The 26,988-nt window shown below is 65.4% G+C and carries 25 protein-coding genes; 16 read left to right on the forward strand and 9 right to left on the reverse strand.

From position 1 onward, the window contains the following. The first annotated feature begins 5 nt into the window (after positions 1 to 5). From BG60_RS08840 to BG60_RS08855, 4 genes are read left to right on the forward strand one after another with little or no spacing between them, the layout of a single operon-like run. The gene (locus BG60_RS08840; protein WP_034471158.1) at positions 6 to 1,670 is read left to right on the forward strand and encodes a rhodanese-like domain-containing protein; all 1,665 of its coding nucleotides are present in this window, start codon (positions 6 to 8) and stop codon (positions 1,668 to 1,670) included. After that, positions 1,667 to 2,860 (forward strand): LLM class flavin-dependent oxidoreductase, encoded by a 1,194-nt coding sequence (locus BG60_RS08845; protein ID WP_034471124.1) that lies wholly within the window; start codon positions 1,667 to 1,669, stop codon positions 2,858 to 2,860. The genes BG60_RS08840 and BG60_RS08845 overlap by 4 nt, the downstream gene beginning before the upstream one ends. Next, positions 2,857 to 4,194, forward strand: coding sequence for an LLM class flavin-dependent oxidoreductase (locus tag BG60_RS08850; RefSeq protein ID WP_008345459.1), 1,338 nt, complete (start codon positions 2,857 to 2,859; stop codon positions 4,192 to 4,194). Before BG60_RS08845 ends, BG60_RS08850 begins: the two co-directional genes overlap by 4 nt. Positions 4,195 to 4,216: 22 nt before the next feature. Further along, a complete protein-coding gene (locus BG60_RS08855; RefSeq protein WP_034471126.1) occupies positions 4,217 to 5,449 on the forward strand; it encodes an SfnB family sulfur acquisition oxidoreductase in 1,233 nt (410 codons plus the stop codon). A 49-nt stretch (positions 5,450 to 5,498) separates the two neighbouring features. On the opposite strand, the gene BG60_RS08860 is transcribed toward BG60_RS08855, so the two are convergent. From BG60_RS08860 to BG60_RS08870, 3 genes are all read right to left on the reverse strand, one after another. Then, positions 5,499 to 6,467, reverse strand: a complete 969-nt coding sequence (locus BG60_RS08860; protein ID WP_235366136.1) for an ABC transporter substrate-binding protein — start codon at positions 6,465 to 6,467, stop codon at positions 5,499 to 5,501. 61 nt (positions 6,468 to 6,528) lie between these two features. Next, entirely contained in the window at positions 6,529 to 7,302 is a 774-nt protein-coding gene (locus BG60_RS08865) for an ABC transporter ATP-binding protein (RefSeq protein WP_008345456.1), read from the reverse strand. Beyond that, positions 7,289 to 8,197, reverse strand: a complete 909-nt coding sequence (locus tag BG60_RS08870) for an ABC transporter permease (RefSeq protein WP_008345455.1) — start codon at positions 8,195 to 8,197, stop codon at positions 7,289 to 7,291. The genes BG60_RS08865 and BG60_RS08870 overlap by 14 nt, the downstream gene beginning before the upstream one ends. A 443-nt stretch (positions 8,198 to 8,640) precedes the next feature. Here BG60_RS08870 and BG60_RS08875 point away from each other — a divergent pair, with 443 nt between their 5' ends. The 11 genes from BG60_RS08875 to BG60_RS08925 all read left to right on the forward strand — a co-directional run bounded on the left by BG60_RS08875 (position 8,641) and on the right by BG60_RS08925 (position 19,966). Next, the gene (locus BG60_RS08875) at positions 8,641 to 10,338 is read left to right on the forward strand and encodes a 5-guanidino-2-oxopentanoate decarboxylase (RefSeq protein WP_008345454.1); all 1,698 of its coding nucleotides are present in this window, start codon (positions 8,641 to 8,643) and stop codon (positions 10,336 to 10,338) included. Continuing rightward, the gene (locus BG60_RS08880) at positions 10,335 to 11,810 is read left to right on the forward strand and encodes an aldehyde dehydrogenase family protein (RefSeq protein WP_008345452.1); all 1,476 of its coding nucleotides are present in this window, start codon (positions 10,335 to 10,337) and stop codon (positions 11,808 to 11,810) included. Before BG60_RS08875 ends, BG60_RS08880 begins: the two co-directional genes overlap by 4 nt. Positions 11,811 to 11,969: 159 nt before the next feature. Further along, on the forward strand, positions 11,970 to 13,067 hold the full coding sequence (locus BG60_RS08885) for an ABC transporter substrate-binding protein (protein WP_008345450.1): 1,098 nt from the start codon (positions 11,970 to 11,972) through the stop codon (positions 13,065 to 13,067). A gap of 5 nt (positions 13,068 to 13,072) precedes the next feature. Continuing rightward, the gene (locus BG60_RS08890; protein ID WP_008345449.1) at positions 13,073 to 13,993 is read left to right on the forward strand and encodes an ABC transporter permease; all 921 of its coding nucleotides are present in this window, start codon (positions 13,073 to 13,075) and stop codon (positions 13,991 to 13,993) included. Then, a complete protein-coding gene (locus BG60_RS08895; RefSeq protein WP_008345448.1) occupies positions 13,990 to 14,832 on the forward strand; it encodes an ABC transporter permease in 843 nt (280 codons plus the stop codon). The genes BG60_RS08890 and BG60_RS08895 overlap by 4 nt, the downstream gene beginning before the upstream one ends. 13 nt (positions 14,833 to 14,845) lie before the next feature. Continuing rightward, the gene (locus BG60_RS08900; protein ID WP_034471128.1) at positions 14,846 to 15,928 is read left to right on the forward strand and encodes an ABC transporter ATP-binding protein; all 1,083 of its coding nucleotides are present in this window, start codon (positions 14,846 to 14,848) and stop codon (positions 15,926 to 15,928) included. Between the two features lie 39 nt (positions 15,929 to 15,967). Then, positions 15,968 to 16,780: a transporter substrate-binding domain-containing protein gene (locus BG60_RS08905; RefSeq protein WP_008345445.1), complete on the forward strand. Its 813-nt coding sequence runs from the start codon at positions 15,968 to 15,970 to the stop codon at positions 16,778 to 16,780. Positions 16,781 to 16,823: 43 nt separating this feature from the next. Then, positions 16,824 to 17,588, forward strand: coding sequence for an amino acid ABC transporter permease (locus tag BG60_RS08910; protein WP_008345443.1), 765 nt, complete (start codon positions 16,824 to 16,826; stop codon positions 17,586 to 17,588). Beyond that, positions 17,585 to 18,241: an amino acid ABC transporter permease gene (locus tag BG60_RS08915; RefSeq protein WP_008345442.1), complete on the forward strand. Its 657-nt coding sequence runs from the start codon at positions 17,585 to 17,587 to the stop codon at positions 18,239 to 18,241. The genes BG60_RS08910 and BG60_RS08915 overlap by 4 nt, the downstream gene beginning before the upstream one ends. Positions 18,242 to 18,284: 43 nt before the next feature. After that, entirely contained in the window at positions 18,285 to 19,010 is a 726-nt protein-coding gene (locus BG60_RS08920; RefSeq protein WP_008345440.1) for an amino acid ABC transporter ATP-binding protein, read from the forward strand. Positions 19,011 to 19,075: 65 nt separating this feature from the next. Continuing rightward, on the forward strand, positions 19,076 to 19,966 hold the full coding sequence (locus BG60_RS08925) for a LysR substrate-binding domain-containing protein (protein ID WP_008345439.1): 891 nt from the start codon (positions 19,076 to 19,078) through the stop codon (positions 19,964 to 19,966). Between the two features lie 61 nt (positions 19,967 to 20,027). Here BG60_RS08925 and BG60_RS08930 read toward each other — a convergent pair whose 3' ends face one another. Continuing rightward, positions 20,028 to 20,729: a sterol desaturase family protein gene (locus BG60_RS08930; protein WP_008345438.1), complete on the reverse strand. Its 702-nt coding sequence runs from the start codon at positions 20,727 to 20,729 to the stop codon at positions 20,028 to 20,030. A gap of 899 nt (positions 20,730 to 21,628) precedes the next feature. Continuing rightward, entirely contained in the window at positions 21,629 to 22,942 is a 1,314-nt protein-coding gene (locus tag BG60_RS08935) for a Gfo/Idh/MocA family protein (protein ID WP_008345437.1), read from the reverse strand. Positions 22,943 to 23,115: 173 nt separating this feature from the next. Between BG60_RS08935 and BG60_RS08940 the strand changes: the two genes are divergently transcribed. Beyond that, positions 23,116 to 23,490, forward strand: coding sequence for an ester cyclase (locus tag BG60_RS08940; RefSeq protein ID WP_008345436.1), 375 nt, complete (start codon positions 23,116 to 23,118; stop codon positions 23,488 to 23,490). On the opposite strand, the gene BG60_RS08945 is transcribed toward BG60_RS08940, so the two are convergent. The 4 genes from BG60_RS08945 to BG60_RS08960 are packed head-to-tail and all read right to left on the reverse strand — an operon-like array spanning position 23,487 to position 26,973. Further along, complete coding sequence (locus tag BG60_RS08945) at positions 23,487 to 24,257, reverse strand: ABC transporter ATP-binding protein (RefSeq protein ID WP_033535709.1); 771 nt, start codon at positions 24,255 to 24,257, stop codon at positions 23,487 to 23,489. The genes BG60_RS08940 and BG60_RS08945 overlap by 4 nt on opposite strands. A gap of 13 nt (positions 24,258 to 24,270) precedes the next feature. Further along, positions 24,271 to 25,053: an ABC transporter permease gene (locus BG60_RS08950; protein WP_008345434.1), complete on the reverse strand. Its 783-nt coding sequence runs from the start codon at positions 25,051 to 25,053 to the stop codon at positions 24,271 to 24,273. 9 nt (positions 25,054 to 25,062) lie between these two features. After that, positions 25,063 to 25,836 carry an ABC transporter permease gene (locus tag BG60_RS08955; protein ID WP_235366137.1) on the reverse strand — a complete coding sequence of 258 codons (774 nt, stop codon included), beginning with the start codon at positions 25,834 to 25,836 and terminating at the stop codon, positions 25,063 to 25,065. 51 nt (positions 25,837 to 25,887) lie between these two features. Beyond that, the gene (locus BG60_RS08960) at positions 25,888 to 26,973 is read right to left on the reverse strand and encodes an ABC transporter substrate-binding protein (protein ID WP_008345426.1); all 1,086 of its coding nucleotides are present in this window, start codon (positions 26,971 to 26,973) and stop codon (positions 25,888 to 25,890) included. Between the last annotated feature and the right edge of the window lie 15 nt (positions 26,974 to 26,988).

A 26,988-nucleotide genomic window follows, 5' to 3' on the forward strand; every position in this document is an offset into this window, starting at 1 on the left:
CTCTCATGTCCCGTTCCGTATCCGCCTCGCAGTTGCGCACGCTCATCGCTCAACGCTCGGAACTCGCCGTGCTCGACGTGCGCGAGGAAGGCGTCTCCGCGCGAAAGCGTCTGTTCTATTCGTCGGTTGCGCCGGTGGGCCGGCTCGGACTGCTGATCGATCGCCTCGTGCCGCGCCGCGGCACACCCATCGTTCTCGTCGATACCCACGGCGAGTACACGCCGCGCGCAGCCGCCTTGCTCGAACGCTGGGGTTATACCGACGTCGCGATCCTCGAAGGCGGCGTCGAAGGCTGGGCGCAGGCGGGCTTCGAAGTTTTTTCGGGCACCAATGTGCCGGGCAAGGCATTCGGCGAAGTCATCGAGCACAAGCTGCATACGCCCAACATCGACGCCTCGACGTTGAAGGCCCGCCAGGATGCCGGCGACGATCTCGTCGTGCTCGACTCGCGTCCGTTCGGCGAATTCAACACGATGAGCATTCCCGGCGGCATCGATTGCGCGGGCGCGGAACTCGTCTATCGCGCGCTCGCTGCCGTGCCGTCGCCGGATACGCTGATCGTCGTGAACTGCGCGGGCCGCACACGCAGCATCCTCGGCGCGCAGTCGCTCATCAACGCGGGCGTGCCGAACCCGGTCGCCGCGCTCACGGGCGGCTCCATGTCGTGGCTGCTCGAAGGCTTCGAACTCGAACACGGCAAGATCCGCACCGCGCCGCGCCCCGAAGGCGAGGCGCTCGCGACCGCGCGCGAGCTCGCCGCCGCCGCCGCGCGCCGCGCCCGTGTGCCGGTCATCGACCGCGACACGCTCGCCGCGCTCGAACGCGAAAGCGGGGAACGCACGCTGTATCGCTTCGACGTGCGCGATCCGCTCGAATACGAAGCGGGTCATCCGGCAGACTGGCAAAACGCGCCCGGCGGACAGCTCGTGCAGGCAACCGACGAATACGTCGGCACGCTGCATGCGCGCGTCGTGCTGCGCGACGACGACGGCGTGCGCGCGCGCATGACGGCGTCGTGGCTCAAGCAACTCGGCTATCTCGATGTCCGCGTGCTCGACGATGCGGGGAGCGCATCGCTCGTCGCCGAGCACGTCGAAGCCGGTGCGCAGGCCGTGCGCGTGCGTCCGCACGGCGCGCGCACGCGCTGGATAGAAGCCGATGCGTTGTTGCGCGAGATCGAAGCGGGCGCCGTGCAGACCATCGATATCGACAGCAGCCTCGCGTTCCGCCGCGCCCATGTGAAGGGAGCGCGCTTCGTCGCGGCGAGCGCCGTTCTCGCGCATCTGAGCGACTTGCCGCGCGACACGCCGATCGTGCTCACGTCAGAAGACGGCGTGCTCGCGGGACTTGTCGCGGCGGAAATCGCGCAGACGCGCGGCGGCGTATCCGCGCTCATCGGCGGCACGCGCCGCTGGCTCGCGCTCGGACTGCCCCAGGACGCCGGCGACGCGGGCAACCTGACCGGCGACGACGACGCGTGGTACAGCCCGTATCACGCAAAGGCGGATCAGGTCGCCGCGCAGATGAACGCGTATCTCGCCTGGGAGCTGCAACTCGTCGAACAGGTGGACCGCGATGCGATCGCGTCCATCGACGTGCTCGACTTCGAAACGCCCACCGCGCGCCGCAGCCGCGAACGGCTCGCCGACATCGCGGGGCGCGCGGAATGAGCCCCACGTTCGACGGCGCATCGAGCCCGGCGGACATCGAAGGCAGTCCGCTGCACGCGGCGTTCCAGCAACCGCTGATCCGCGGCCTCTTCCTGCCGATCCAGAACGGCGGCTGGTCCATTTCGACGCTGCCGCGCGGCACCGACTGGCGCTTCGACTACAACGCGCGTCTGACGAAGCAGGCGGAAGCGCTCGGCTTCGATCTCGTCTTCGGGCTCGCGCAATGGCTCGGCAAGAACGGTCACGGCGGCGAGATGAAGTATCGCGAGCAGTCGCTCGATGCATTCATCGCGACGAGCGCGCTCGCCGCGATCACCGAGCGCATCCTGCTGATCTCGACGGTTCATGCGCTCTACGGGCCGTGGCATCCGCTGCATCTCGCGAAGTTCGGCGCGACGCTCGATCACATTTCGAACGGGCGCTGGGGCATCAATCTCGTGACCGGTCACGTCTCCACCGAATGGGCGATGTTCGGCCAGCCGATGATCGAGCACGACGAGCGCTATGCGCGCGCGGCGGAATTCGTCGGCGTGCTCGACACGCTCTGGCGCAGCGACGCGAACCTGACGATCCGCACGCCGCGCTGGCAGCTCGACGATGCCTTCGTGAGCCCGCGCCCGCGCTATCGCCGTCCGGTACTCGTCAACGCGACCGGCTCCGATGCCGGCATCGACTATGCGGTGCGCCATTCGGACCTCGTCTTCATCACGAGTCCGGCGGGCGCGGATTTCGACGACGCCATCGGCGCCTTGCCCGCGCACACCGCAAAAATTCGCGAAGGCGCGGCGCGCGTCGAACGGCGCGTACGCACGCTCATTAACCCGACGATCGTATGCCGTCCGACAGAGCGCGAGGCGTATGCGTATCGCGACGCCATCGTCGCGCACGCCGATGAAGGGGCGCTCGACGGCTTCGTCGCGCAAGGCAGCCGCAGCGACGCGAAAGCGTGGTCGAAGCACAAGCGCGAGCAGCGCATCCTCGGCGGCAATCTGCATCTGATCGGTTCGCCCGAGCAGATCGTCGACAAGCTGCTCGCGCTGAAACGCGCCGGATGCGACGGCGTGCAACTGACCTTTTTCGACTTCGAACCCGATCTCGCCTATTTCGGTGAAGCGGTGCTGCCTTTGCTCGTCGAAGCGGGCCTGCGTCGCGACTTCGCCGGATCCAACTCTCCGCACACGACGACATGACCACCACGCGGCCACGGCAACTCCATCTGAACACGAACGTGACCGGCACCGGGCGGCATCCGGCGGGCTGGCGCACGCTCGACAATCCACGTTCGATCATCGATCTGAGCTTCTTCAAGGCGATCGCGGCGACGGCCGAGCGCGGCAAGCTCGATGCGGTGTTTCTCTCCGATACCCTGTCGCTGCGCAATCACGCCGAAGGCCCGTCGCAGGCGCTGGAACCGACCGTGCTGCTGACCGCGCTCGCGGGCGCGACGCAACATGTCGGCCTGATCGCGACGGCATCGACCACGTTCAACGATCCGTTCAATCTCGCGCGCCGCTTTGCATCGGTCGATCATCTGAGCGGCGGACGCATCGCGTTCAATGCGGTGACGACTTACGACACGCACGCCGCCGCGAACTTCAGCCACGAGATTCCGCTCTCGACCGAAGAGCGGTATGCGCGCGCACAGGAGTTCGTCGAGGTCGTGACGAAGCTCTGGGACAGCTGGGAAGACGATGCCTTCGTCGCCGACCGCCCGTCGGGCCGCTATACCGATCCCGCGCGCGTGCATACGATCGAGCATCGCGGCAAGTACTTCTCCGTGCGCGGGCCGCTGTCCGTGCCGCGCAGCCCGCAAGGGCGGCCCGTGCTCGTGCAGGCCGGCTCCTCGGAAGGCGGACGCGCGCTTGCCGCACGCTTCGCCGACGCCGTCTTTACCGCACAGACGACGCTGCCGACGGCGCAGGCTTTCTACGCGGAGATGAAAGACCGCGTGCGCGCGCATGGCCGCAATCCCGATCATTTCCTGCTGCTGCCGGGGCTGTATCCGGTCGTCGGCGGAACCGAGCGCGAGGCGCGCGAACGCAAGGCCGAACTCGACGCGCTGCTCGATACCGATCGCGAAATCGCGCGGCTTGCGGGCGCACTCGGCCTCGCGCCCGACGATCTGTCGATCGATGCGCCCTTGCCCTACGAGCTCATCGGCAAGGTCGCGCGTTCGGACCTGCCGCGCGGTTTCATCGACTCGACGGTCGCGCTCGCGAAGAGCGGGAACCTCACGGTGCGCGATCTGCTCGACCGCAACCCCGGCGCCCACCGGATGATCGTCGGCACGCCCGAGCAGATCGCCGACGATATCGAGCAATGGTTCCAGGCACGCGGCGCGGACGGCTTCAATCTCAACGCCGACGTGTTTCCTTCGGGCCTCGCGGCCTTCGTCGATCACGTCGTGCCGATCCTGCAGCGCAAAGGCATTTTTCGCCGCGACTACGAAGGCACGACGCTGCGCGACCATCTCGGCCTGCCGCGACCGGCCAGCCAGTATGCATCGTCGGCGCATGCCGCATGAACATCGAGAGGACAGGAACCGCATGACACAGGACAAGCAACTCACGCGCGCGGCGCTCATCCGCTCGGACGACGAAGCCCTCGACACCGCGCGGCGTCTCGCCGCCGAATTCGCCGTCGACGCCGCCGCGCGCGATCGCGATCGCCGGCTGCCGCTCGACGAGATCGAAGTGTTCAGCGCGAGCGGCTTATGGGGCATCGGCGTGCCGCGCGCATTCGGCGGCATCGATGTCTCCGTGCGCACCATCGCGCAGGTGTTCGATACGATCTCGGCGGCGGATTCGTCGCTCGGGCAAATTCCGCAGAATCACTTCGCGACGCTCGAACGTCTGCGACACGACGGCACGCCGAGTCAGCAGGACTTCTTCTTTTCACGCGCGCTCGCCGGAGAACGCTTTGGCAATGCGACCGCCGAACCGGGCGACCGTCTGCCCTCGGAGCACGAGACGCGCGTGCGCCGCCGCGCGAATGGCAACGGCTTCGTGCTGACGGGCCGCAAGGTGTATTCGACGGGCGCGCTTTTCGCCCACTGGATTCCTGTCGCCGCGCGCGATGACGACGGTCTTCCCGTGACCGCTTTCGTCGCACGGCATGCGCGCGGCGTCGAGGTCATCGACGACTGGTCGGGATTCGGTCAGCGCACGACGGCGAGCGGTCAGGTGCGGCTCGACGAGGTCGAACTCGATGCGCTGCAGATCGTCGCGCGCGGGCGCCGTCCGTATATCGATGCGGCCAATGCCGTGTCGCAGGTGCTCCATGCGGCGATCGATCTCGGTATCGGCCGGGCCGCGCTCGATGAGACCAAGCGCTTCCTGCACGCGTTCGCGCATCCCGCGCGCGGCAGCGGCGCATCGCATGCGACGGACGACCCGTACACGCTGCGCGACATCGGCGCACTGACGGTCGATTTGCATGCGGCCGAGGCGCTGACCGCACGCGCCGCCGAGTCGATCGACCGGGCGCGCGACCCGGACGCGCCGCGCGAGGCCGTCGCCGCTGCCATCGTCGCGACGGCGGAAGCGAAGATCGTCACGACGCGATTCGCGCTCGATGCATCGAACAATCTGTTCGAACTCGCGGGGACGCAATCGACGCGCTCCGAACACAAACTCGACCGGCATTGGCGCAATGCGCGCACGCACACTTTGCACGACAGCGTGCGGTGGAAATATCACGCGGTCGGGCAGTATGCGTTGAACGATCTACTCTGCGATCCGTTCACTTACGCGAATCCTTATACGAAGCTCGACGTGTAAGTCAAACGGCGTGCCTTCAGCACGAAAGGCACGCCGTTTCCGCGAAGCTTCAGTGCGATGCGACGGCCTGCCTGTCGAACACCGGGTTGAACTCTACGTCCACCTTGATCTGATTCTTGATGTCGCCGGATTTATAGAGCGTGTCCGCGATCTTCTGCTCGCGCGCCACCAGTTCCTTGTCGAGCGGATAGAACCGGGAACGTCCGTTTTCGGCGGAGAATTTCGCGCGCGCCGGGCTTTGCTTCATCTTCTCGAGATAGATCTTCTCGACAGCCGGCACGTTCTGCGCCCACCACGTCCACGAGTTCTTCAGGCGGCCGAGGAAGTCGCCGAGCGCCTCGCTCTTCTTCGGATCGCGCAGCACGTCGGTGCGGGCGGTGAACACGGACAACGCCGGTATGTCGAGTTCGTCGCTCCTGATGATGACGCGCGCATCGCCCTTGTCCACCGTTTCCTTGACCGGGCCGTAGCCGCCCGAATACACCGCGACCTGCCCCGCATTGAACGCGGACGCGGACACGTTGCCGTCGCCGAACTTGACGGCTTCGAAGTCCTTCGGCTTGAGTCCGGCCTTCACATACGAGAGCACGTATTGCAGATAGTTGAAGCCGCCGAAGTTATAGCCCCACGTTTTGCCCTTGAGATCGGCGAGGTCCTTGACGTCGGCGCTCTTGCGCACGACCGTGACGATAGGCGGATAGCTGCTATCCGGATTGCGCCAGCCCGCGATGATCTGCAAGGGCGCGGTGTCCGCGGTCCACGGCGTGCGTGCGTTGCCCTGTTCGATGATGAGCGACGTATCGCCCATCAGCCCGACATCGAGCACCTTCGAATACAGCGCGGACAGTTGCGCCGCCGGACCGGTCAGCACGGCCCATTTGACTTTGTACGGCGCGCCGTCGAGCACGTGCGACGCTTCGACGATCAATGGCCATGCGGCGTCCTGCGTGCCGATCGTGAGCGTCAGCGGTTCGCCTTGCGCGAACGATGCCGACGACCCCGCGACGAAACTCGTCACGAAAAAAGCGATGAAGCGTTTCCTGATGCGCATGAACGTGTGGTCTGAGTGAATGAAGTCTTCATGCCGCGTTTCGGGACGCGGCTTGCAATGCAGCGTCGTCGACGCCGAGTTCCGCGAGCAGCCGCGCGCGCAACGCGATGGCGTGCTCGTCGCCGCGCGAACGCGGACGCGGAGAATCGACCGTCACATCCGCGCTGATCTCGCCTTGCGATAGCACGACGATGCGATCGGACAGCAGAATCGCTTCGTCGATGTCGTGCGTCACGAGCACGACCGCAGGCGTATGCGCGCGCCACAGACGCGCGACGAGTTCGTACATGCGGATGCGCGTCAACGCATCGAGCGCGGCGAAGGGTTCGTCGAGCAACAAGAGCTTCGGCTCGCGCACGAGCGCACGCGCGAGCGCGACGCGTTGCGCCTCGCCGCCGGAAAGCGTCTTCGGCCAGCCTTGCGCGTGGCGCGACAAGCCGACTTCGTCGAGCGCGGCGAGCGCGGACTGCTTCGCCGCGCCCAGGCGGTCGTGGCCGATGACGACGTTTTCCCATACGCGCTTGGCGGGCACGAGACGCGGCTCCTGAAACACGACGGAACGCGCGCCCGCGACGCGCACGCGACCGCTGTCGGCGCGATCGAGCCCGGCGAGGATGCGCAACAGCGTCGTCTTGCCCGCGCCCGATGCGCCGAGCATCGACACGAACTGGCCGCGCCTGATGGTGAGCGAGACGTCCTTCAGCACCGCGCGCCCTGAGAACACGCGGCTCACGCGGTCGAGTTCGAGCGCGGCTTCGCGCTGTTGCAACGCGTCGGAGCGTTCGATGTCAGGCGAGTTCAAAACGCGGCCTCCACGGCAGGGCGAGATGTTCGAGCGCGCGCATCACGAGATCGGTGACGATGCCGAGCGCCGCATACACCAGAATGCCCGCGATGATGATGTCCGCGCGCTGATTCTGGTTCGCGTTCACGAGGATGTAGCCGATGCCGTTCTGCGCGTTGATCTGCTCCGCGACGACGAGCGCGAGCAAGGCGACGGCGCTCGAATAGCGCACGCCGACGAGGATCGATGGCAGCGCCGTCGGCAGAATGATGCGCAGCGCCATCTGCCGGCTCGACAGCCCGAAAACGCGCGCCGCTTCGAGCAGCTTCGGATCGACGCCGCGCACGCCGGCATACGTGTTGAGATACATCGGAAAGATGGTGGCCGCGAGGATCACGGCGACCTTCGCGCCTTCACCGATGCCGAACCAGGTGATGAAGAGCGGAATCAGGGCAATGAACGGAATGGTGCGCAGCATCTGCAGTGGCGCATCGACGATCTCTTCGCCGACGCGCCACAGGCCCGCAAACAGGCCCGCCAAAAGACCGATGCCGCCGCCGATGGCCAAGCCCGTCGCCGCGCGCACGAGCGACACGCCGATCGCGCTTTGCAGTTCGCCGTCCGCGATCAGTTCCTTCAGTGCCGCGACGATGACGGTCGGCGGCGGCAAGGTTTCGGGCGCGACGAGTTGCAGCGAGGATGCAAGCTGCCACAACACGATCAACGCGAGCGGAACGCCGATGCGCAAACCCCGCGAGCGCAGCGCGCTCAACGTGCGCGCGCGTGCCTGCGCCGCTTCGCGTGTGGGCAGGTCGACTAGCGCGCGCGTATCGTTTGTGCGCTTGTCGTCCCGTTCGGGGGGCGCGCCGGCATCGAGCCGTAGCGCGGCGGAAGGATAGCGGGGAACGTTCATGGGCAGGCGGGCGGGAATGACCGGGAGCGGGTTGAACGAATGATGGTACGTTCGCCCCCATTGCGAGCAAACGAAGCGTTTGCCGGATGCTATGCGCGCTTTCCCGAATAACTATTGCAGTCGAGGGACTATCCGGATCCGGCGAGCCGCGCTGTTCCACCTCTTCATCTGTCAGGCCGATGCGGATCGGTCCGCCGACCAGCGCGAGCGTCGCATTTCACGCAGCCGCGTGTCCCGAGCTGAAGATCCGCGATGCGCTTCCGAAGCACGGAGCACGAGCCCGCCGCGGGGCTGCCATCCATCCACGCGCGGCCTGCCTGACCCATGCCGAAATCTGATGCGCCTCATGAGATCTTTTCGATTGGCTTCGCGACGGAGCCGCGTCGAGAATGATTGCACCCCAGCCGCCTCCGCAGTCCAACCAATCAGGAATGCAACGACCGATGAACCTTCGTGAATCCACCAGGCACTTCGACGATCGCAACGTGAGAACGGCAAACGGCCAGGCCGGCTCGCGCCATCGAACCTGTGGCGAATCGCTCGTCACCTTGCTCGAGATTTACGGGGTCCAGTATGTCTTCGGCATCCCGGGGGTGCACACAGTAGAGCTCTATCGCGGTCTTGCGCGCTCGTCGATCCGGCACGTGACGCCCCGTCACGAACAGGGCGCGGGCTTCATGGCCGACGGATATGCGCGTGTCACCGGCAAGCCCGGCGTGTGCTTCATCATCACCGGTCCGGGCATGACCAATATCGCGACCGCGATGGCACAGGCCCATGCCGATTCCATCCCGATGCTCGTGATATCGAGCGTCAATGCGCGCAGCGAACTCGGCAGCGGCGACGGACGCCTGCACGAACTGCCCTCGCAGCGCGAAGTATTCAACGGGCTCGGCGCGTTCTCGCACACCTTGCTCGATGCCGCCGATCTGCCTCAGGTGCTGGCCCGCGCGTTCGCGGTGTTCGAGAGCGCCCGGCCGCGGCCGGTGCATATCGAGATCCCGCTCGACGTCATCGTGTCGCCGGCGGGCGTCATCGAGGCGTCGTGCGCCGTGCGTGCGGCGAAACCCGCTGCACACCCCGCCGCGCTCGCCGCCGCCGCGGAACTGCTCGCGGAGGCGCGCCGCCCGCTGATTCTCGCTGGCGGCGGCGCGGCCGACGCTGCCGCCGAACTGCGCGAACTCGCCGAGCGGCTGCAGGCGCCGGTGGCGCTCACGACCAATGCGAAAGGTCTGCTGCCGTCCGGACAGCCGCTTCTCATCGGGTCCACGCAGTCGCTGCCGCACACCCGCGCGATGATCCGCGAAGCCGACGTAGTGCTCGCGGTCGGAACCGAACTGGGCGAAACCGATTACGACGTCGTCTTCGACGGCGGCTTTGCGATCGCAGGCAAGCTCATCCGCATCGATATCGATGCGCAACAACTGATGCGCAACGTTCGTCCGGATGTGGCCATCGTCAGCGACGCGCGCGAGGCGTTGAGCGAGCTGTCGACGAGACTGCACGAGCGTCCCGTTCGCCCGGCCGCGACGGACTGGGGCGCGGCGCGCGTCGCCGCGGTGCGGGCCGCCAACCTGGCCGGCTACGACGCCGCGATGCGCTCGCAGCAGCGCCTGATCGACACGATCGTCGGCACCTTGCCCGGCGTCGTCATTGCAGGCGATTCGACGAGCCCGGTCTACGCGGGCAACTTTCTCCACGATGCACCGGCGCCGCGCTCATGGTTCAACTCGTCGACCGGCTACGGCACGCTCGGGTATGGACTGCCCGCCGCCATCGGCGCGAAGCTCGCCGCGCCCAGGCGGCCGGTCGTCTGCCTGATCGGCGATGGCGGTCTGCAGTTCACGCTGCCGGAACTGGCGAGCGCCGTGGAGGCGCGCGTGCCCGTGATCGTGCTGGTGTGGAACAACTTCGGCTACGGCGAGATCCGCAAATACATGGCGCAACGCGATATCACGCCCGTCGGCGTCGATATCTACACGCCCGACTTCGCCGCGCTCGCCAAAGCCTTCGGATGCGAGGCCGCAAGAGTCGACGACCCGCGGACCCTCGAAGCCGAGCTGCGGCGCGCAGCATCGCGCGACGTCCCGACCGTGATCGAGGTCCGCGAAGCCGACTGGTTTGCACGGGTGCCGTCATGAACGCGGACGCACGCCCCGTCTTCGACTTTCCGCTGCGCACCCAGCTCTTCATCGACGGCTGCTGGTGCGCGCCCGAAACGCGGCAACGCTTGCCCGTCATCAATCCATCGACCGAAGAGACGATCGCCGAAGTGGACGCGGCCGGTCCCGCCGACGTCGATCGCGCGGTGCGCGCCGCGTCGCACGCATGGCGCGCCTGGAAACAGACTTCGGGCGCCGCGCGCGCCGCCTTTCTGCGAGCGATCGCACGCGGCGTGGAAGCCAGTGCCGAGCAACTCGCCGCGCTTCAGTCGCTCAACAACGGCAAGCCGATCGCCGAATCCCGCATCGATGTCGGCGACGTGGTCGCCACCTTCGACTACTACGCCGGGCTGGCCGAACGGCTGGATGAACCGGGCGAAGCGATCGCCATCCCGAGCGACCGGCATCGCGCGGTGATCCGCCGTGAACCCGCGGGCGTGGTCGGCCTGATCGTGCCGTGGAATTTCCCGATGGTGACCACGGCCTGGAAACTCGCGCCCGCGCTCGCCGCGGGATGCACGGTCGTGCTCAAGCCTTCCGAATTCACCCCGCTGCCGGAACTGGCGCTGGCCGCGATCGTCGAGCAGGCCGGCCTGCCACCCGGCGTGTTCAACATCGTGACCGGCGCCGGCACCGATGTCGGCGCGGCGCTGACCACGCATCCGCTCATCGCCAAGGTCTCGTTCACCGGCAGCACGGCGGTCGGCGAGCAGGTCATGAAGGCGGCGGCGCAGTCCATCAAGGGCGTGAGCCTCGAACTGGGCGGCAAGTCGTCCATCGTCGTTTTCGCGGACGCCGACCTCGATCTCGCCGTCGATCTCGTCATCGGCGGTGCGTTCTTCAATGCCGGACAGATGTGCTCGGCCACGTCGCGCGTGCTGGTCGAACGGCCGCTCGCGCAGGCGCTGATCGCTCGCCTCGCCGACCGGGTCGCGCGCACCGTCGTCGGCGATCCGTTCGCCGCCGCCGTGCAGATGGGGCCGCTCACGAACCGCGCGCAGCACGAACGCGTGCAACGCTTCATCGCGCGGGGCAAGGCGGACGGCGCGAGCCTCGTGGTCCAGGGCCAGGCGCCCGACGGACCCGGATACTTCGTGCAGCCAACGATGTTCGTCGACGTGCCCGCCGGCAGCGCCGTGTGGCGCGAAGAGATCTTCGGACCCGTCTTGTGCGTGCGCAGCTTCGACACGGAAGACGAAGCGATCGCCACCGCCAACGACACCGAGTTCGGGCTGGTCGCAAGCGTCGTCACGCGCGACGCGGCACGCGGACAGCGCGTGGCGGCCGCGTTGCAGGCGGGCGTCGTCTGGATCAACGCGCCGCAACTGATCTTTCCTCAGACATCCTGGGGCGGCTTCAAGAAGAGCAGCATCGGCCGCGAACTCGGGCCGTTCGGACTCGCGGCCTTCCAGGAAATCAAGCAGGTGCTGACTGCGGCCGATTCCGACTGAAAGCTTTTGTTAAGGCCGAGCCATGCGTTCGGCTCATGGCAACCATGCCGAGATTTCGATTGTTGCCGAAATTTTGCGTACCTAGAGTGCTCTCACAACGCCGCTGTTGATCGACCGACCGCATTGACCGACTGCTGCACGTTCAGCGAGGAGTGAACCATGCATGACATCAAACGAGGCAGAAGGCAGGCCATCAAGACCATCGGCATGGCGCTCGCCGCATCGAGTCTGCCGATGCCGTTCATCAGCACCGCGAAGGCGCAGGAGAGGAGCTTCGCCGGCAAGACGCTGCGCCTGCTCACATGGTCCGACGACACCGGCGCGGCGGCCTTGCGCAACATTGCCGCGACGTTCAGCCAGAAGACCGGCGCGCAGGTCATCGCCGATCGCGCCGACGGCACCTCCGGCATGGTGGCGAAAGTGAAAGCGGCCGGAGACCGCCCGACCTACGACGTCATCACGCTCGCGGGCGTGGGCGCCTCGGGTCTCGCGGATGCCGGTCTGCTGATGAAGCCCGATCTGAACAAACTCCCCAACCTGAAGGATGTCGCCGCGCGGTATCAAACGGGCGCCAACGGCTTCGGCATCGGCTATCTGTTGTGGTCGGACGGTCTCGTCTACAGCACGTCGTCGGTCAAGACGGCGCCCACGACCTACGAAGCGCTTTGGGATCCCAAGTATGCGGGGCGGATTTTCCTGCCGCCGCCGGAATGGGCCGAAGCGGTCGATCTCGCGATCATCGCCGCCAAGATGGCGGGCGGCTCGCAGCAGAACATCGAACCGGGCTTCGCGAAGCTCGCGCAACTCAAGGACCGCGTGCTCACGCTCGGCGAGAATCCGAATCAGGTCGCCGACCTGTTCCGCACGGGTTCGCTGGATATCGGCGGCATCTACTCGCCGGCGTTCTTCCCCGATCAATTGCGCAAGCCCGAGTACAAGATGGCCGTCACGTATGGGATGAAGGAAGGCTTCGCCACCCAGCTGATGTTCACGGTCATACCGAAGGCGCATCCGGGCGACATCGACCTGATCCACGCGTTCATCAACCATTCGCTCGACGCAGGCGTGCAAGGCCGCATGGCCGCCGACGTGCTGAACGGTCCGGTGAACTCGAAGGCGGCGATTCCCGCCGAAAGCCGCGCGTTCGTGCCGTCTCCCCAGCAAATCGCGGAGAACGCCGTGCTGCACGACGACAAGGCATTGGCGGCGGTGCAACCGGCGTGGATCAAGCGCTATACGGAAATCTTCTCGGCCTGAGCTCCATGTCCGCACTCTATTTCCGCCGCAGGACGGCAGCGCTGGCAGACGCCGCCTCCGGACAGACGTCGGCTCCCGCGCTGCCCAGGGTGCCGCCGTGGGTGCTGCTCGCGCCGATCCTCGCGTTTCTCGCCGTGCTCGTCGCGGCGTCGCTCGCGGTGCTGCGCATGAGCTTCGGCGTGCCGGGGAACGAATGGCGCGCACTCACGCTTCACAATTACGCGGACCTCGCCGATTCGTACTTCCTGCGTTCGCTCGGGCTGACGCTCAAGCTCGCGTTTGAGAGCATGGTCTGCGCGGTGGCGCTGGCGATTCCGGTGGCGCTCGCGATGGCGCGCACCGAATCGCGGCTCGCTCGCCGGCTCCTTCTTGCCGGCGTGCTGCTGCCGCTGCTCGTCAATCTGCTGCTGCAGGGTTACGGCTGGCTCGTGATGCTCGGGCCGGCGGGCATGCTGAATAACGCGCTGCTCGCGGCCGGCGTCGTGCGGCGTCCGGTGCAGTGGCTTTATCGCGAGAACGGCGTGCTGCTCGGCCTGATCCAGACCGCGTTCCCGCTCGCCGTGCTGCCGCTCGCGAGCGCCATGCGCGCCATCTCGCGCTCTTACGAGGAAGCGGCCGCTACGCTCGGCGCGACGCGCTCGCAGACGCTGCGCCACATCGTCCTGCCGCTCGCGATGCCCGGTCTCGTTTCCGGCGCGCTGCTCGTCTTCGCCTACAACGCGAGCGCGTTCGCCGTGCCGCTGCTGCTGGGCGGCCGCCGCGTGCCCATGCTCGCCGTGCTCGTGCACGACCAGGTGGCGCCGCTTCTGAACTGGCCCGCCGCGTCGGCATCCGGCGTGGTGCTGATGGTGGCGACGCTCGTCGTCATGTCGGTATCGCAACGGCTCGTACGCGGCATGCAAAGCACGGAGGAAGCCCGTTCATGAGCGCCCTGCGCCTTTCCGCGATCATGCCGGGACGCCTGAGCCGCGCCGCCAGCCTGCTCGCGACCGTCGTGCTCTTTCTCGCCGCCCTGCCGATCCTCACGATGGTGACGATGTCGTTCGGCAATTCGGACACGCTCCAGTTCCCGCCGCCGAGCTTCGGGCTGCGCTGGTATCGGGCCGCGTGGCACACGTTCGTATCGCCCGACGCAAGCGATGTGCTCTCGATGGGCACGGCCCTCACGACGAGCCTCGTCGTCGCGGTATCGACGATGATCATCGCCACCGCCGTCTCGGTGCCCGCCGCCTACGCGCTCTCGCGCTATCGCTTCCGCGGCAAGGCGGTTATCGAGCAGCTCGTCGCGCTGCCGCTGGTCTATCCGCTCGTGATGCTCGGGCTCTCGCTGCTGCTCGTGTTCAACGTGCTGCCCGTCGAGCTCGGCATTCTGCGGCTCATCATCGCGCACGTGATCCTCGCCTTGCCGTTCACGGTGAAGAACTGCGCCGCCTCGGTCGCGGCGATCGGCCCGGAGTTCGAGGAAGCCGCGTGCCTGATGGGCGCGAGCCCGCGCCGCGCGATCGTCGATGTGGTCCTGCCGCTCATGCGGCCCGGCATTCTCGCCGGCATGCTGTTCGCCTTCATCGTCTCGTTCAACGAGTTCACGGTCACGTTCTTTCTGTACGGCATCGACACGATGACGCTGCCCATCTGGCTGTACAGCCGCACCGTGTCCTCGCTCGATCCGACCGTGTTCTCGTTCGCGGTCGTCATCGTGCTCATCGACTTTGCGTTGATCTGGCTGCTCGAAAAGCTGGTCGGCGACGAAGGCGTCGCGCTGTAACCGGGGAACCCTCATGACTCATCTGACACTTCAGGCGGTAACGAAGCGCTTCCACGCCGCATACGCCGTCGATCATGTCGATCTCGCCGTGCCCGACGGCAAGCTGGTGTGCTTTCTCGGGCCGTCCGGCTGCGGGAAGACGACGCTCTTGCGCATCATCGCGGGGCTGGAAACGGCGTCGTCCGGAACGGTCGCCTTCGCCGGCCGCGATCTGACTGACGTGCCCGCGAACCGACGCGATTTCGGCATGGTGTTCCAGTCGCTCGCGCTCTTTCCTCACATGACGGTCGCGCAGAACATCGCCTATCCGCTGCGTCTTCGCCGGGTCGGCAAGGAGGCGGAAGCCAGCCGCGTCGCCGAGCTGCTCGATCTGATCCGGTTGCCGCACATGGCGGACCGGCCGGTCTCGCGGCTGTCGGGCGGACAGCGCCAGCGCGTGGCGATTGCGCGCGCCATCGCGTCGTCGCCGAAGCTCTTGCTGCTCGACGAGCCGCTCTCCGCGCTCGACGCGAAGCTGCGCGAGGCGATGCAGGTCGAGATCCGTCTCCTGCAGCAGCGCCTCGGCATCACGACGATCATGGTGACGCACGACCAGCGCGAAGCCATGACCATGGCCGACGAGATCGTCGTCATGGAAAAAGGACGCATCGCGCAGGTCGGCAAGCCGCTCGACATCTATCGCAATCCCGTCAGCGAATTCGTCGCCGACTTCATCGGCCTCGGCAACATCCTGCCCGTCACGCTCGAAGGCGGAGACCGGATCGCGCTTCCGGGCGGCCAGCAGATCGTCGTCGATGCCGCACCGCCCGCGCGCGGCGCGGCGGGCGACGTCCGCCTGCTGATTCGTCCCGAAGACGTCTGCATGCGGACAGCCGTAAACGGCGCCGTCGATCCCGGGCCCAACGTGCTCGCCGGAAAGGTGGCGTTCATCCGGGATGTCGGCGCGTCGCTCGAAGCGACCATCGATTGCGCGGGCGTCACGCTCACCGCCGCCACGACGCCGCGCGAGACGCCGGACCTGCGAATCGGCATGCCCGTCTTCGCGGAACTTCCGCCGCACGCCTGCAAGCTCATCGCGGCACGCACCGCGCACTGAATTCACGCCGCCCACCGTATCGACACAGGAGAGACCTTCATGCACACGACGACTTCCGCGCAGCGCTTCCTCGCCCGCACCGCCGCCCTCCTCGCCTTCTCGGGCATCGCGGGCCTCGGCGCATTCGCGCCGCTGGCGCACGCCGACGCGCTCGACTCGATCAACAAGTCCGGCGTCGTCCGGATCGGCGTCTTCGAGGACTATCCGCCGTTCGGCTCGATCGGGCCGGACATGAAGCCGCAGGGCTATGACATCGACGTGTCCAGCCTGATCGGCAAGACCCTCAACGCGAAGGTCGAACTGATTCAGGTCACCGGCGACAACCGCATGGCGTATCTCGTCGACCATAAGGCCGACATGCTGCTCTCGGTCGGCAAGACGCCCGAGCGCGAAAAGGTGATCGACTTCTCGCAGGCCTACGCGCCGTACAACCTGGCCGTATTCGGTCCGAAGTCGCTGCCCGTGAAGAACGCGGGCGACCTTGCCGGCAAGAGCGTGGCCGTCGCGCGCGGCACGCTGGAAGACCTGAGCGTGAGCAAGGTCGCGCCGCCGTCCGCGTCGATCAAGCGATTCGACGACCCGAACGGCGCGATCTCCGCGTTTCTGGCCGGGCAGGCGCAACTGCTCGTGGTGGGCAACGACGTGGGCGCGACGATCATCGCCCGTCATCCGTCGAACGATCCCGAGCAGAAGTTCTCGCTCTTCAGCTCGCCCGATCACGTGGGCCTGAACAAGAACGAGCCGCGCCTCAAGCAGAAGGTCGACGAAGCCATCGCCGCGGCGAAGAAGGACGGCACGATGAACGCGATCTCGCAGAAGTGGCTACGCGCACCGCTGCCGGCCGACCTGTGATGCGCGGAGCGCTCCGTTCACTCGCACGCGGGAGGATCGCTCGATGACCTACACGTTCGACTTCAGCGACGTCGGCCTCTATGTCGATGTGCTCGCGCATGGCGTCGCGGTGACGCTCGGCCTGACCGCCATATCGACGCTGCTGGGCGGCCTGGTCGGCATCGGCGGCGCGTGTCTCGCCGTGACGGGCCCGAAGCCGGTCCGCGCGGCGATCACCGCATATGTCGAGCTGATTCGCAACACGCCGTTTCTCGTGCAGCTCTTCTTCGTGTTCTTCGGGCTGCCCAGCCTCGGCGTGCATATCGGCGAAATCGAGGCCGCCGTGCTGGCGATGACGGTGAACCTCGGCGCGTACGCCACGGAAATCGTCCGGGCGGGCATCGACTCGATACCGCGCGGACAGCTCCAGGCCGCGATGGCGCTCGGCCTGCGGGGACCGCACGTGTTCCGCCACGTCGTGTTGCCGCAGGCGCTCGCCAACGTGTTTCCCGCACTGCTCGGGCAGGTGCTGATCGTGATGCTCGGCTCCGCGGTCGTATCGCAGATTTCGGTGCCTGACCTGACGCACGCCGCCAGCTTCATTCAGTCGCGCAACTTCCGTTCGTTCGAGTGCTACGTGATCGTCACCGCGATCTATCTGCTGCTGTCGATCGTGCTGCGCATGCTGATCAACCGACTCGGCAAGCGGCTGTTCGCGGGACGGGCCGGCCGCGCGGCCGCGACCACTTCCCGGCGCGGTCTGCGCAACCTGTTGTCCCTGCGCATCGGCGCGGCCGAACCCGGCCTTCCGAAGGAGCGTTCACGATGATCGAGTTCACGCTGTGGGATATCGCCCGCAACCTGACGCTGGCCGCGCGCTGGACGGTTGTGCTTTCGGTGATCGCGTTCGTCGGAGGCGGCCTCACGGGACTGGCGCTGCTCGCCATGCGCGTGTCGCCGCTGCCGTGGCTGCGCCGGACGGTGGTGCTGTATGTCGAGGTGTTCCAGGGCACGCCGCTTCTGATGCAGCTTTTCCTCGGCTTCTTCGGCTTGCCGCTGCTGGGCGTCGAAGTGTCGCCCTGGGCTGCCGCGACCGTCACGCTCACGCTGTACACGGGCGCCTGTCTCGCCGACATCTGGCGCGGCTGCGTGGAGGCGGTGCCGCGCGGCCAGTGGAGCGCCGCGGCGAGCCTCGGCATGACGTGGACGCAGCAGTTGCGTTACGTCGTCTGGCCGCAGGCATGGAAGATCGCCGTGCCGCCCACCGTGGGATTTCTCGTGCAGGTCGTGAAGAGCACGGCGCTCACGTCGATCATCGGTCTCACGGAGCTGACCAAGACCGGCACCATGATCACCAACGCAGTGTTCCGTCCCTTCCCGATCTACGCCCTCGTCGCGTTGCTCTACTTCGCGATGTGCTTTCCGCTGACCTGGTATGCGCGCGCGCTCGAGCGCCGGTATCGCGTCGGCAGACATCGCTAAAAGCCGCGTCTCAATGGCTAACGCACTTCAAAAAGGTTTGCGCATGATTTCCATCGGTAACGTGTCGAAGTGGTACGGCCAGTTCCAGGTTCTGGCCGACTGCACCACCACCGTCGGCAAAGGCGAAGTGGTCGTGGTCTGCGGGCCGTCCGGGTCCGGCAAGTCGACGCTCATCAAGACCGTCAACGGGCTCGAGCCGTTCCAGAGCGGCAGCATCACGGTCAACGGGGAGTCCGTCCACGACAGGCGCACCAACCTGTCGAAACTGCGCTCGAAAGTGGGCATGGTGTTTCAGCATTTCGAGCTGTTTCCGCACATGTCGATCACGGACAACCTCACGCTCGCGCAGACGAAAGTGCTGGGGCGCTCGAAAGACGAAGCGTCCGACAAGGCGCTGCGTCTGCTCCAGCGCGTCGGCCTGCGCGCGCACGCCGACAAGTATCCCGCGCAGCTTTCAGGCGGCCAGCAGCAGCGCGTGGCGATTGCGCGCGCACTGTCGATGGACCCGGTCGCGATGCTGTTCGACGAACCCACTTCCGCGCTCGATCCGGAGATGATCAACGAGGTGCTGGACGTGATGGTCGAACTGGCACAGGAAGGCATGACGATGATGTGCGTCACGCACGAAATGGGCTTCGCCAGAAAGGTCGCGCACCGGGTGATCTTCATGGATCACGGGCGCATCGTGGAAGACGAAAATAAGGACGCGTTCTTTGCGCATCCGCGGTCCGACCGGGCGAGGGATTTTCTGGGCAAGATACTGCATTAGCACCGCGCCCGGCTTGCTACACTATTTCCGGCTGACGTGATTTTCATGATCGGAGACACGCCCCGATGCGACGACTTCCTCCGCTCAACGCACTGCAGATCTTCGAGACCGTCGCGCGTCACCGCAGCTTCACGCGTGCGGCGGAACATCTGTGCCTCACGCAGGGGGCGATCAGCAGACAGATTCTCGCGCTGGAGGAATACTTCGGCTTTCCCCTTTTCATCCGCGGCGCAAGGGGCCTGACCTTGACGGCGGAAGGCGACGTGCTGTTGCCCGTCGTGAGAGAGAGCTTCGGGCGCATCGAAGAGGTATCGCTGCGTCTCACGCGCCAGCGCACCGATCTCGCGCTGAAAGTGCCCACCTGCGTGATGCGATGGATGCTGCCGAGGATCATGCGCTTCCAGAGCGAGCATCCCGAACTGCAATTGCAGATCACGACGACCTGGCAGCACGATGTCGATTTCGAGGTCGAATCGTTCGATGCGGCGATCATCTACGGCTCGTCGCCCGGTGCGGACGTGCACGCCGTGCCGCTCTTCGACGAGCAGCTCACGCCCGTGTGCTCGCCCGAACTGCTCAATGAAAGTCCGCTCGCCGCCGCGGCTGATCTCGCGCATCATGCGTTGCTGCATCCGACGCGCGATCACCGCGACTGGAAGCTCTGGCTCGATTGCGCGGGTGCGAGCGAGATCGACGCGACGCTCGGACCGACATTCGAAACGCTCGATCTGGCGACCAACGCCGCCATGCAAGGGTTCGGCGTCGCGATCGGCGACCGGACGCTGGTCAGCGAAGACGTGGCGGCCCGGCGGCTCGTCATGCCGTTCGACACCGTGCTCCAAACGGGCTCACGCTATTACTTCGTCTATCCGGAGTGCGTCGCGAGTCAGCCGAAGGTCAAACTCTTCAGCGAATGGATCATGCGCAACCGTGAGGCGGCTGCGACGGCCGGGTAGTTCGAGGCCGCCGTACGCAACGCCACGTCGCGAGCGACTGTGTTTTGCGGAAACAAGCGCCTTAGTGGCCGCGTTCCAACGGTTGACGCGCACGACCGGGAACGTCGCTGCGTGTGCCGAACAGCGTGTCGCAGATCGGGAACGTGAGGTTGAAATTCTGTGTCGCCATCACTTCGGGATCGTGGTGTGTAGCGTGCAGGCGCCGCACTGTGTTCACGAACGGAACGCGGTCGAGGAACGGGCTGTCGGTGACGTGCGAGAGCGTATGCAGGCCCTCGTACATCAGAAAGTATGCCGCCATCGTGAACAGCGCGATGTAGCCTGCGTTGCGGGAGAATACGAACCCGATCAGGAGCGCGAACGGCACGGCGGCCAGCACGAATGCAACCGGCGCGAAAGGCGGAAACAGCAGCGCGCGCCAGTGGCGGTGACCCTTGTATTCAAGCGTCACATGCGTGAAGAACCGGTGATGAACCGCGCAATGGCGCTTGTAGATCATGCTGAAATACTTCGTCGGACGATGCAGCACATAGCGGTGCGCCGCCCATTCCGCCCAGTTGCCGAACAGAAAGAGCGGAATGACGGCCAGCCATTCGGCGAGCGTCGGCGCATGAAGCTGCATCAGACAAAAGACGATCACGCCGCCCGTGAAGAGCAATGTGAAGCCGAGGTGCATTTCGCCGCGATACCACCATGGCGTGGCATCGACATATTCGTCGCGGAACTTGTAGGAACGCGCACGAACGTCATCTTCGTATTTCATCAATGTCTCCGGCTGTTGTGAAAGGCGTGTGCCCGTTGGCGTCCGCCGTTATGCGCAATGATTCGGGAGGGAGTCCGCGCGCAGCCGCCTTCGAGCTTGTCGAGCGTCTCTGGCACCACGAATAACGCTGATCGCGAAGCCGATGCACGCGCTCGTTCTGGAAGATCAGCACGGGCGCATGATCGGCGCTGCCGCGCGCGGACGACAACACCGGCTAGACGAATGCGGTATTGCCGTTCGCTGCGGCAGCGCGTGTTCATCAGCGTCTCCATCTGTGCGCGCCGACGGTGGTAAGCGAGCGCATTGGATGAAGCGTAGCGAGATCGCACCATAACGCCTAATACTGTTTATTGATGCGCCGGATAATTCGGGCTTATATCGGTGCTAGCCCGGATGACACCGTCCTTACGGTTCCGTATCAATGGGACGCGCGGGAATGGGCGGTTAAGCAGCAAGCCTGAATGAATGCCCGGCGCGCCCCGTCAAATCGATCTGATAACGGCGTCTTCGGCTATTAGCATCGCTGATGCCGCGAGGGACGGCTGATGTACCGCCCGTCTTTGCCGATCGTGCGAGAGTTGGCGCACGCGCGGGGCGGGCCACGGCGAAAGTGCTTCTTTTTCTGCGGGGGATCAACCTGTTGTTTCAGAGGGGCGCGTTCACGCCGGAGACACCGTCGCTGTGACGAAACTGTTCCGCTGCGGACTCGCGAATCAGTTCGCGAGCGAAACGCGCTATCGCATGATCTCTGAGGCTTCGCGGTTAAGATTCTCGCCAACGTCGTGCTGGCCAATCCTTACCGCGCACAAGGCGTCCACCTCGCGACGGGCGTCAACGCGGCGAGCGTGCTCGTGCGCTATCTCTTCCGCACGCGCCGCATGCCACCCGTTCGCAACCGATCAGAAAGTCTCTTCCTGCGGCTCCGGCCCGCGCGTCGGCGCATCCGGCTGGGCGAGCTTCACGGCGCGGCCGGTGCGCGCCGATTCGTAGATCGCGTCGATGATCCGCTGATCCTGCAAGCCTTCCTCGCCCGGCGTGTGCGGCACGAGATCGTCCTTCACGCAGACCGACATGTGATCGATTTCGCGCGCGAACTGGTTCTGCGGATCGATCTGCACTTCGGTCGTCGCGCTCTTGCCGTCGACGAGCATGCCGTGACGCAAGCGCAATCCGTTATAGCCGAACGCCGGATCCATCTCGACCCAGCCTTGTGCGCCTTGCAGCCTGAAGAAACGGGATTCGTGGCTTGCATAACTCGACATGCACGTCGCCGTGAGTCCGCTCGGAAAGCGCAGGATGAAGTGCACCGATTCCTCGACCTCGGCAAAGCGCGGATCGCCTTGCGGGCGATGCACCGTCGCGACGACTTCCATCGGCTCTTCGTTCGACAGAAAGCGCGCCGCGTTGAGGCAATAGAGGCCGATGTCGGGCATTGCGCCACCGCCCGCGAGCGCCTTCTTCAAGCGCCATTGCGATGGATCGCCCACATTTTGCGAATTTCCCGCGATGAACTCGCGCAATGTGCCGAGCTTCTTCTCCTTGACCATCTTCGCAACCATGCGATCCATCGGCTCGTATTGGCTGCGATACGCGATCATCAGCTTGCGATTGGCGCGCTTCATCGCTTCGACCATCGCCTCGCAGTCGGCGGCATTGTTCGCCATCGGCTTCTCGCAGAGCACATGCTTGCCGATCTTCGCCGCGCGCAGCGTGAACGCCTTGTGCATGCCGTTCGGCAACACGATATACACGACGTGCACGCGCGGATTGTCTGCAAGACGCTCGAAGTCCTGATAATCGTGGATGTCGGCATCGGCGATGCCGTATTGACGCGCGACGCGCCGCGCCTTTTCGCGATCGCCGGAAACCAGCGCCGCCACCTTCGAGTATTTGCATTGCGCGAGCGCGGGCAGAATCTGATTCAACGAAAGACGTCCGAGCCCGACGATCGCATAGCCGATGCGCGCGTCGGGCGGCAGATTCGCGTCGGGCGTTTCTTCCTTCTGCTCCGTGTTCGGATCTTGAATCAGCGGCAGCTTGACCTGATTGGCATCGGCACCTGAAGGACCGGCGGCCCATGCGCTGCCGGTTCCGGCCGCGAGCGCGACTGCAATGCCCGCGCCGCCGCGTGTCAGAAACGAACGGCGCCCCGCTTCCGGTTCGGCGGGCGCGGCGTTGGGCAAAAGCTGATCGGGTTGGCCGCGAAAAGGCATGGAGAACTCCGGCGGGGAAATGTGATCCCTGCGTTCAGCATTGCGCGTGCCATTCGAAGTAAGCTTGTTGGTTAGCGAGTCGTCGATGAGGATTGAGCGCTGCGCGGGTCGGTTCACCGCCGAACGCACAACGCTACGATAAGCGCATCACCATTCCTTTTGGAGCGCACACGATGCTTTCAGATATTTACAGGCAATACATCGCTTGCCTGAATGCGCGCGACTGGCCGAATCTCGGCGCGTTCGTTCACGATGCGCTGCAGTACAACGCGCGCGCGCTCACGCTCGATGACTATCGCGAGCTCCTGAAGAAAGATGTGCGCGAAATTCCGGACCTCCGCTTCGATATCGAACTGCTGATAGCGGAGCCGCCGCGCGTCGCTTGCCGGTTGCGCTTCGAATGCACGCCGAAGGCTGACTTCCTCGGCCTGCATATCGATGGAAGACGCGTCGTGTTTTGCGAGAACGTCTTCTATGAGTTCCGCGATGGCAAGATCGAGCGCGTGTGGTCCGTTATCGATAAAGCGGCGATCGAAGCGCAGCTTTAGGCCGCTTCGGTAAAGAAGCTGTCCACGATATCGTCGCGCAACCTGGCGACCTTGCTATCTCCAACCTTTCGCGGCCGCGGCAGCGATACATCCACCACTTCCCCGATGCGTCCCGGCCGCGCCTGCATCACCACGATCCGGTCCGACAGCAGCACGGCTTCCTCCACATCGTGCGTGACGAGCACCATCGTGATCCGTTCATGCTCCCATATCCGCTGCAATTCGAGCTGCAAGCGGCTTCGCGTAAGTGCGTCGAGCGCACCGAAGGGTTCATCGAGCAACAGCAGACGCGGCCGGTTCACCAGTCCTCGCGCAATCGCAACGCGCTGCGCCATGCCGCCCGATAACTGATGCGGATAAAGCCGCTCGTAGCCCTTCAATCCGACGAGCTCGATATGCTCGGCCACCGCGCGCGCCTTCTCGGCCTTCGATAACGGCGCGTTGCGCAACGCGACCGCGACGTTCTGCGCGACATCGAGCCACGGAAACAGCCGATGATCCTGAAACACGATGCCGCGCGACAGATCCGTCGTCACGACGCGTTCGCCGCCGAAATCGATCTCGCCGTCGTAATCGCCATCGAGGCCCGCGATGAGCCGCAGCAACGTCGACTTTCCGCAACCGCTCGCCCCGACGATGCTCACGAACTCGCCGCTCGCAATCGACAGCTCGATGCGATCGAGCACCGGCGGCCCCGCATCGCCAGCGAAGCGCTTGCTCACGTGCCGCAGCGTCAGGCCACTGTCTTGCTCTATTTGCGTCGTCATATCCGGATTCTCCTCAAGCCGCGCGCGACGCGCCGAACCAGCGCCGCTGCACGCCGCGTGCGAAAGCATTCAACGCCCACCCCGTCAAACCGACCACGATCACGCCGAACACGACGAGATCCATACGAAACTGTTCGCTGCCATCGACGAGCGTATTGCCTATGCCGCTGCCCGCAACGAGCAGATACTCCGCGCCGAGCGTCGCGAGCCACGAATAGATGAGCGCCAGATACACGCCCGTGAAGATGGACGGCAACGCTGCGGGCACCACGACATAGGCCACCGTTTGCAGCCTGCCATAGCGATATGCGCGCGCCACGTCGAGCCAGTTCGCGGGAACGGCGCGGATGCCGTCGCTCGTATGCATCACGACGGGCACGAGCGCGGCAAGCGACAGGAACACGACCTTCGCGACATCGCCGAGTCCGAACCACACGGAGATCAACGGAATCCACGCGAACAGCGACACTTGCTTGAACGTGTTGAAGCTCGGTGCGATCGCGCGATTCGCGAGCTTCGATATGCCGAGCAATGCGCCGAGCGCGAGGCCGAGACTGGTGCCGATCGCAAAGCCCGTCAACTCGCGCGCAAGCGATGCCGACAACGCACGCGCGAGCGCCCCGCTGCGGACCTGATCGACCGCCGTACTCCACACGTGTGCAGGCGAAACCATCACGCCTCGCCCCACTTGCGCATCGCGCGACACGTACCACCACACGGCGAGCGCGGCTATCGGCAGCACGAGTCCGCGCCACGATCCTTTGACTGTTCCCGCTTCCCAATCCAGAGTCGACATGGCTGATCCTCAATTGACGCGGCCGCGTTGCAGCTTGCGCTCGAATGCATCGAGCAGGCGATCTGCCGCATAGCCGATTGCGCCGACGATCAGCACCGCGGCCAGCACGAGATCAAGCTGAAAAAGCTGACGTCCATACACGATCAGATAACCCAGCCCTTCCGACGACGCGACGAGCTCGACGACGACGAGCGTCAGCCACGCTTTCGTGAACGCGAGCCGCACGCCCGTGCCGATGACCGGAATCGCGGACGGCAAAGTCACGCGGGTGATGACTTGCCAGCGCGTATAGCGATACACCGACGCAACTTCCTGCAACGCACGCGGCGTGCCGCGAAAGCCTTGCAGTGTCGAGAGCGTGGCGGGCACGAGCGCCGCATGCCCGATCAGCAGATACTTCAGCGGCTCGCCGATGCCGACGACGATCATGAGAAACGGCAACCAGCCGAGCACCGGCACTTGCACGATCGCGTTGAAGCTCGGCAGGACGTAGGCTTCCAGCGTGCGCGACAGGCCGAGCAATCCGCCGAGCGCGATGCCGAGCAGCACGCCGCCGCCGAATCCGACAGCGGCGCGCGTCGTGCTCGCCAGCAGATGCGTCCACAACTCGCCGCTCTTCGCGAGTGCGCCGAGCGTTTCGAAGACGAGCGCGGGCGCCGGCAACACTTGCGCGGAGATCCAGCCGTAGTGCGAGCCGAGCACCCACAGCAACGCGCAGACGCTGGGCACGATCCACGGCAACGCAGTCCAGCCGATCGTGCGCCACGCATCAGTTGATGACATTCCGCGCGCACGATCCGCGGGCTGAAACACACGCGTCAGTGCATTGGCCATTTATCTGTTCTCCGCGAGACGTTCGCCGGAAGGCTTGCCCGTTGCATCGAAACGCGGCCAGTAGGCTTCGAGCTTCAGCGACTTCAGCGCCTGATCCAGATACTTCGGCTCGAACCATCCATTCACGCTGACGGGCTGACGAATCAGATTCAGACGCAACGCATCGTCGGCGACGGCCTGATAACGCGCGACCAGAAACGGATCGATGAGCGGCGACATGCGGTCCTTCATCGATTGATTCGCAAACTCGGACGACCACGATTCGACCGGCACGCCGCTCTTCGCCCACAACGCGAAGAGTGCATTGCGATTGGTTTCATCGGACGACCATTGCGCGGCCTGCACCACGGCGGTCACGACCTTCTGCACCGTGTCGGGATGCGCGCGCTCGTAGTCTTCGAGCACGAGAAGATGCGCCTGGCGCGTGAACTGCACGCCGTCATCGCGCGATGCATAGACGATCTTCGCGAGCCCCTGACGTTGCAGCTTGAAGAGCGAGTAGTCGAGGAACACCGCATCGACGCCCTTCGACGCCAGCGCGGCCTGCGAGGCAGCGGTATCGAGATTGATGACGCGCAGATCGCGTTCGCTGAGGCCGTTTTGCTTCAGCACGTTATCGGCGACGAGTTGCAGATTCGTCCCGCGAAAGATGCCGACGCGCTTGCCCTTCAGATCCTTGACGCTCTTGATGTCCGAATCAGGAGGCACCGCGAGGTACACACCGGTCCGGACGTTCGACGCCAGCAGCAGATGCGTCTTCAATCCGTTCGCGCGGCCGAGCACGGAAGGCAAATCGCCCTGATACGCGAAGTCGAGCTGCTTGTTCGCGAGCGCCTCGTTGACGGCGGGTCCCGCGCCCTTGAAGAAGATCCACTCGACCTTGATGTGCTCGGGCTGCAACGCATCTTCGACGCGATGCTGCAAAAGCGCGGTCGCCGCGGGCGAGCCGCCGAAAACGGGCGGATCGCCGGTTCCCTGCTGCGCGACGCCGATGCGCACCACGGCCGGATCGGCGGCCTGCGCGGGACCGATGAGCGCAGCGAACAGCGTCGCCGCGCCGACGAAGAGCTTGAATCGTAGTGTCATCGTGCAATGAGAAAG

The sequence above is a fragment of the Caballeronia zhejiangensis genome (assembly GCF_000698575.1).
GTDB lineage: Bacteria > Pseudomonadota > Gammaproteobacteria > Burkholderiales > Burkholderiaceae > Caballeronia > Caballeronia zhejiangensis.

What these genes read in the sequence shown, in the direction of transcription:
- BG60_RS08840 (WP_034471158.1), top strand. Translation starts at nt 6, where the DNA reads ATGTCCCGTTCCGTATCCGCCTCGCAGTTGCGCACGCTCATCGCTCAA.
- BG60_RS08845 (WP_034471124.1), top strand. Translation starts at nt 1,667, where the DNA reads ATGAGCCCCACGTTCGACGGCGCATCGAGCCCGGCGGACATCGAAGGC.
- BG60_RS08850 (WP_008345459.1), top strand. Translation starts at nt 2,857, where the DNA reads ATGACCACCACGCGGCCACGGCAACTCCATCTGAACACGAACGTGACC.
- BG60_RS08855 (WP_034471126.1), top strand. Translation starts at nt 4,217, where the DNA reads ATGACACAGGACAAGCAACTCACGCGCGCGGCGCTCATCCGCTCGGAC.
- BG60_RS08870 (WP_008345455.1), bottom strand. Translation starts at nt 8,197, where the DNA reads ATGAACGTTCCCCGCTATCCTTCCGCCGCGCTACGGCTCGATGCCGGC.
- BG60_RS08875 (WP_008345454.1), top strand. Translation starts at nt 8,641, where the DNA reads ATGAACCTTCGTGAATCCACCAGGCACTTCGACGATCGCAACGTGAGA.
- BG60_RS08880 (WP_008345452.1), top strand. Translation starts at nt 10,335, where the DNA reads ATGAACGCGGACGCACGCCCCGTCTTCGACTTTCCGCTGCGCACCCAG.
- BG60_RS08885 (WP_008345450.1), top strand. Translation starts at nt 11,970, where the DNA reads ATGCATGACATCAAACGAGGCAGAAGGCAGGCCATCAAGACCATCGGC.
- BG60_RS08890 (WP_008345449.1), top strand. Translation starts at nt 13,073, where the DNA reads ATGTCCGCACTCTATTTCCGCCGCAGGACGGCAGCGCTGGCAGACGCC.
- BG60_RS08895 (WP_008345448.1), top strand. Translation starts at nt 13,990, where the DNA reads ATGAGCGCCCTGCGCCTTTCCGCGATCATGCCGGGACGCCTGAGCCGC.
- BG60_RS08900 (WP_034471128.1), top strand. Translation starts at nt 14,846, where the DNA reads ATGACTCATCTGACACTTCAGGCGGTAACGAAGCGCTTCCACGCCGCA.
- BG60_RS08905 (WP_008345445.1), top strand. Translation starts at nt 15,968, where the DNA reads ATGCACACGACGACTTCCGCGCAGCGCTTCCTCGCCCGCACCGCCGCC.
- BG60_RS08910 (WP_008345443.1), top strand. Translation starts at nt 16,824, where the DNA reads ATGACCTACACGTTCGACTTCAGCGACGTCGGCCTCTATGTCGATGTG.
- BG60_RS08915 (WP_008345442.1), top strand. Translation starts at nt 17,585, where the DNA reads ATGATCGAGTTCACGCTGTGGGATATCGCCCGCAACCTGACGCTGGCC.
- BG60_RS08920 (WP_008345440.1), top strand. Translation starts at nt 18,285, where the DNA reads ATGATTTCCATCGGTAACGTGTCGAAGTGGTACGGCCAGTTCCAGGTT.
- BG60_RS08925 (WP_008345439.1), top strand. Translation starts at nt 19,076, where the DNA reads ATGCGACGACTTCCTCCGCTCAACGCACTGCAGATCTTCGAGACCGTC.
- BG60_RS08930 (WP_008345438.1), bottom strand. Translation starts at nt 20,729, where the DNA reads ATGAAATACGAAGATGACGTTCGTGCGCGTTCCTACAAGTTCCGCGAC.
- BG60_RS08935 (WP_008345437.1), bottom strand. Translation starts at nt 22,942, where the DNA reads ATGCCTTTTCGCGGCCAACCCGATCAGCTTTTGCCCAACGCCGCGCCC.
- BG60_RS08940 (WP_008345436.1), top strand. Translation starts at nt 23,116, where the DNA reads ATGCTTTCAGATATTTACAGGCAATACATCGCTTGCCTGAATGCGCGC.
- BG60_RS08945 (WP_033535709.1), bottom strand. Translation starts at nt 24,257, where the DNA reads ATGACGACGCAAATAGAGCAAGACAGTGGCCTGACGCTGCGGCACGTG.
- BG60_RS08950 (WP_008345434.1), bottom strand. Translation starts at nt 25,053, where the DNA reads ATGTCGACTCTGGATTGGGAAGCGGGAACAGTCAAAGGATCGTGGCGC.
- BG60_RS08955 (WP_235366137.1), bottom strand. Translation starts at nt 25,836, where the DNA reads ATGTCATCAACTGATGCGTGGCGCACGATCGGCTGGACTGCGTTGCCG.
- BG60_RS08960 (WP_008345426.1), bottom strand. Translation starts at nt 26,973, where the DNA reads ATGACACTACGATTCAAGCTCTTCGTCGGCGCGGCGACGCTGTTCGCT.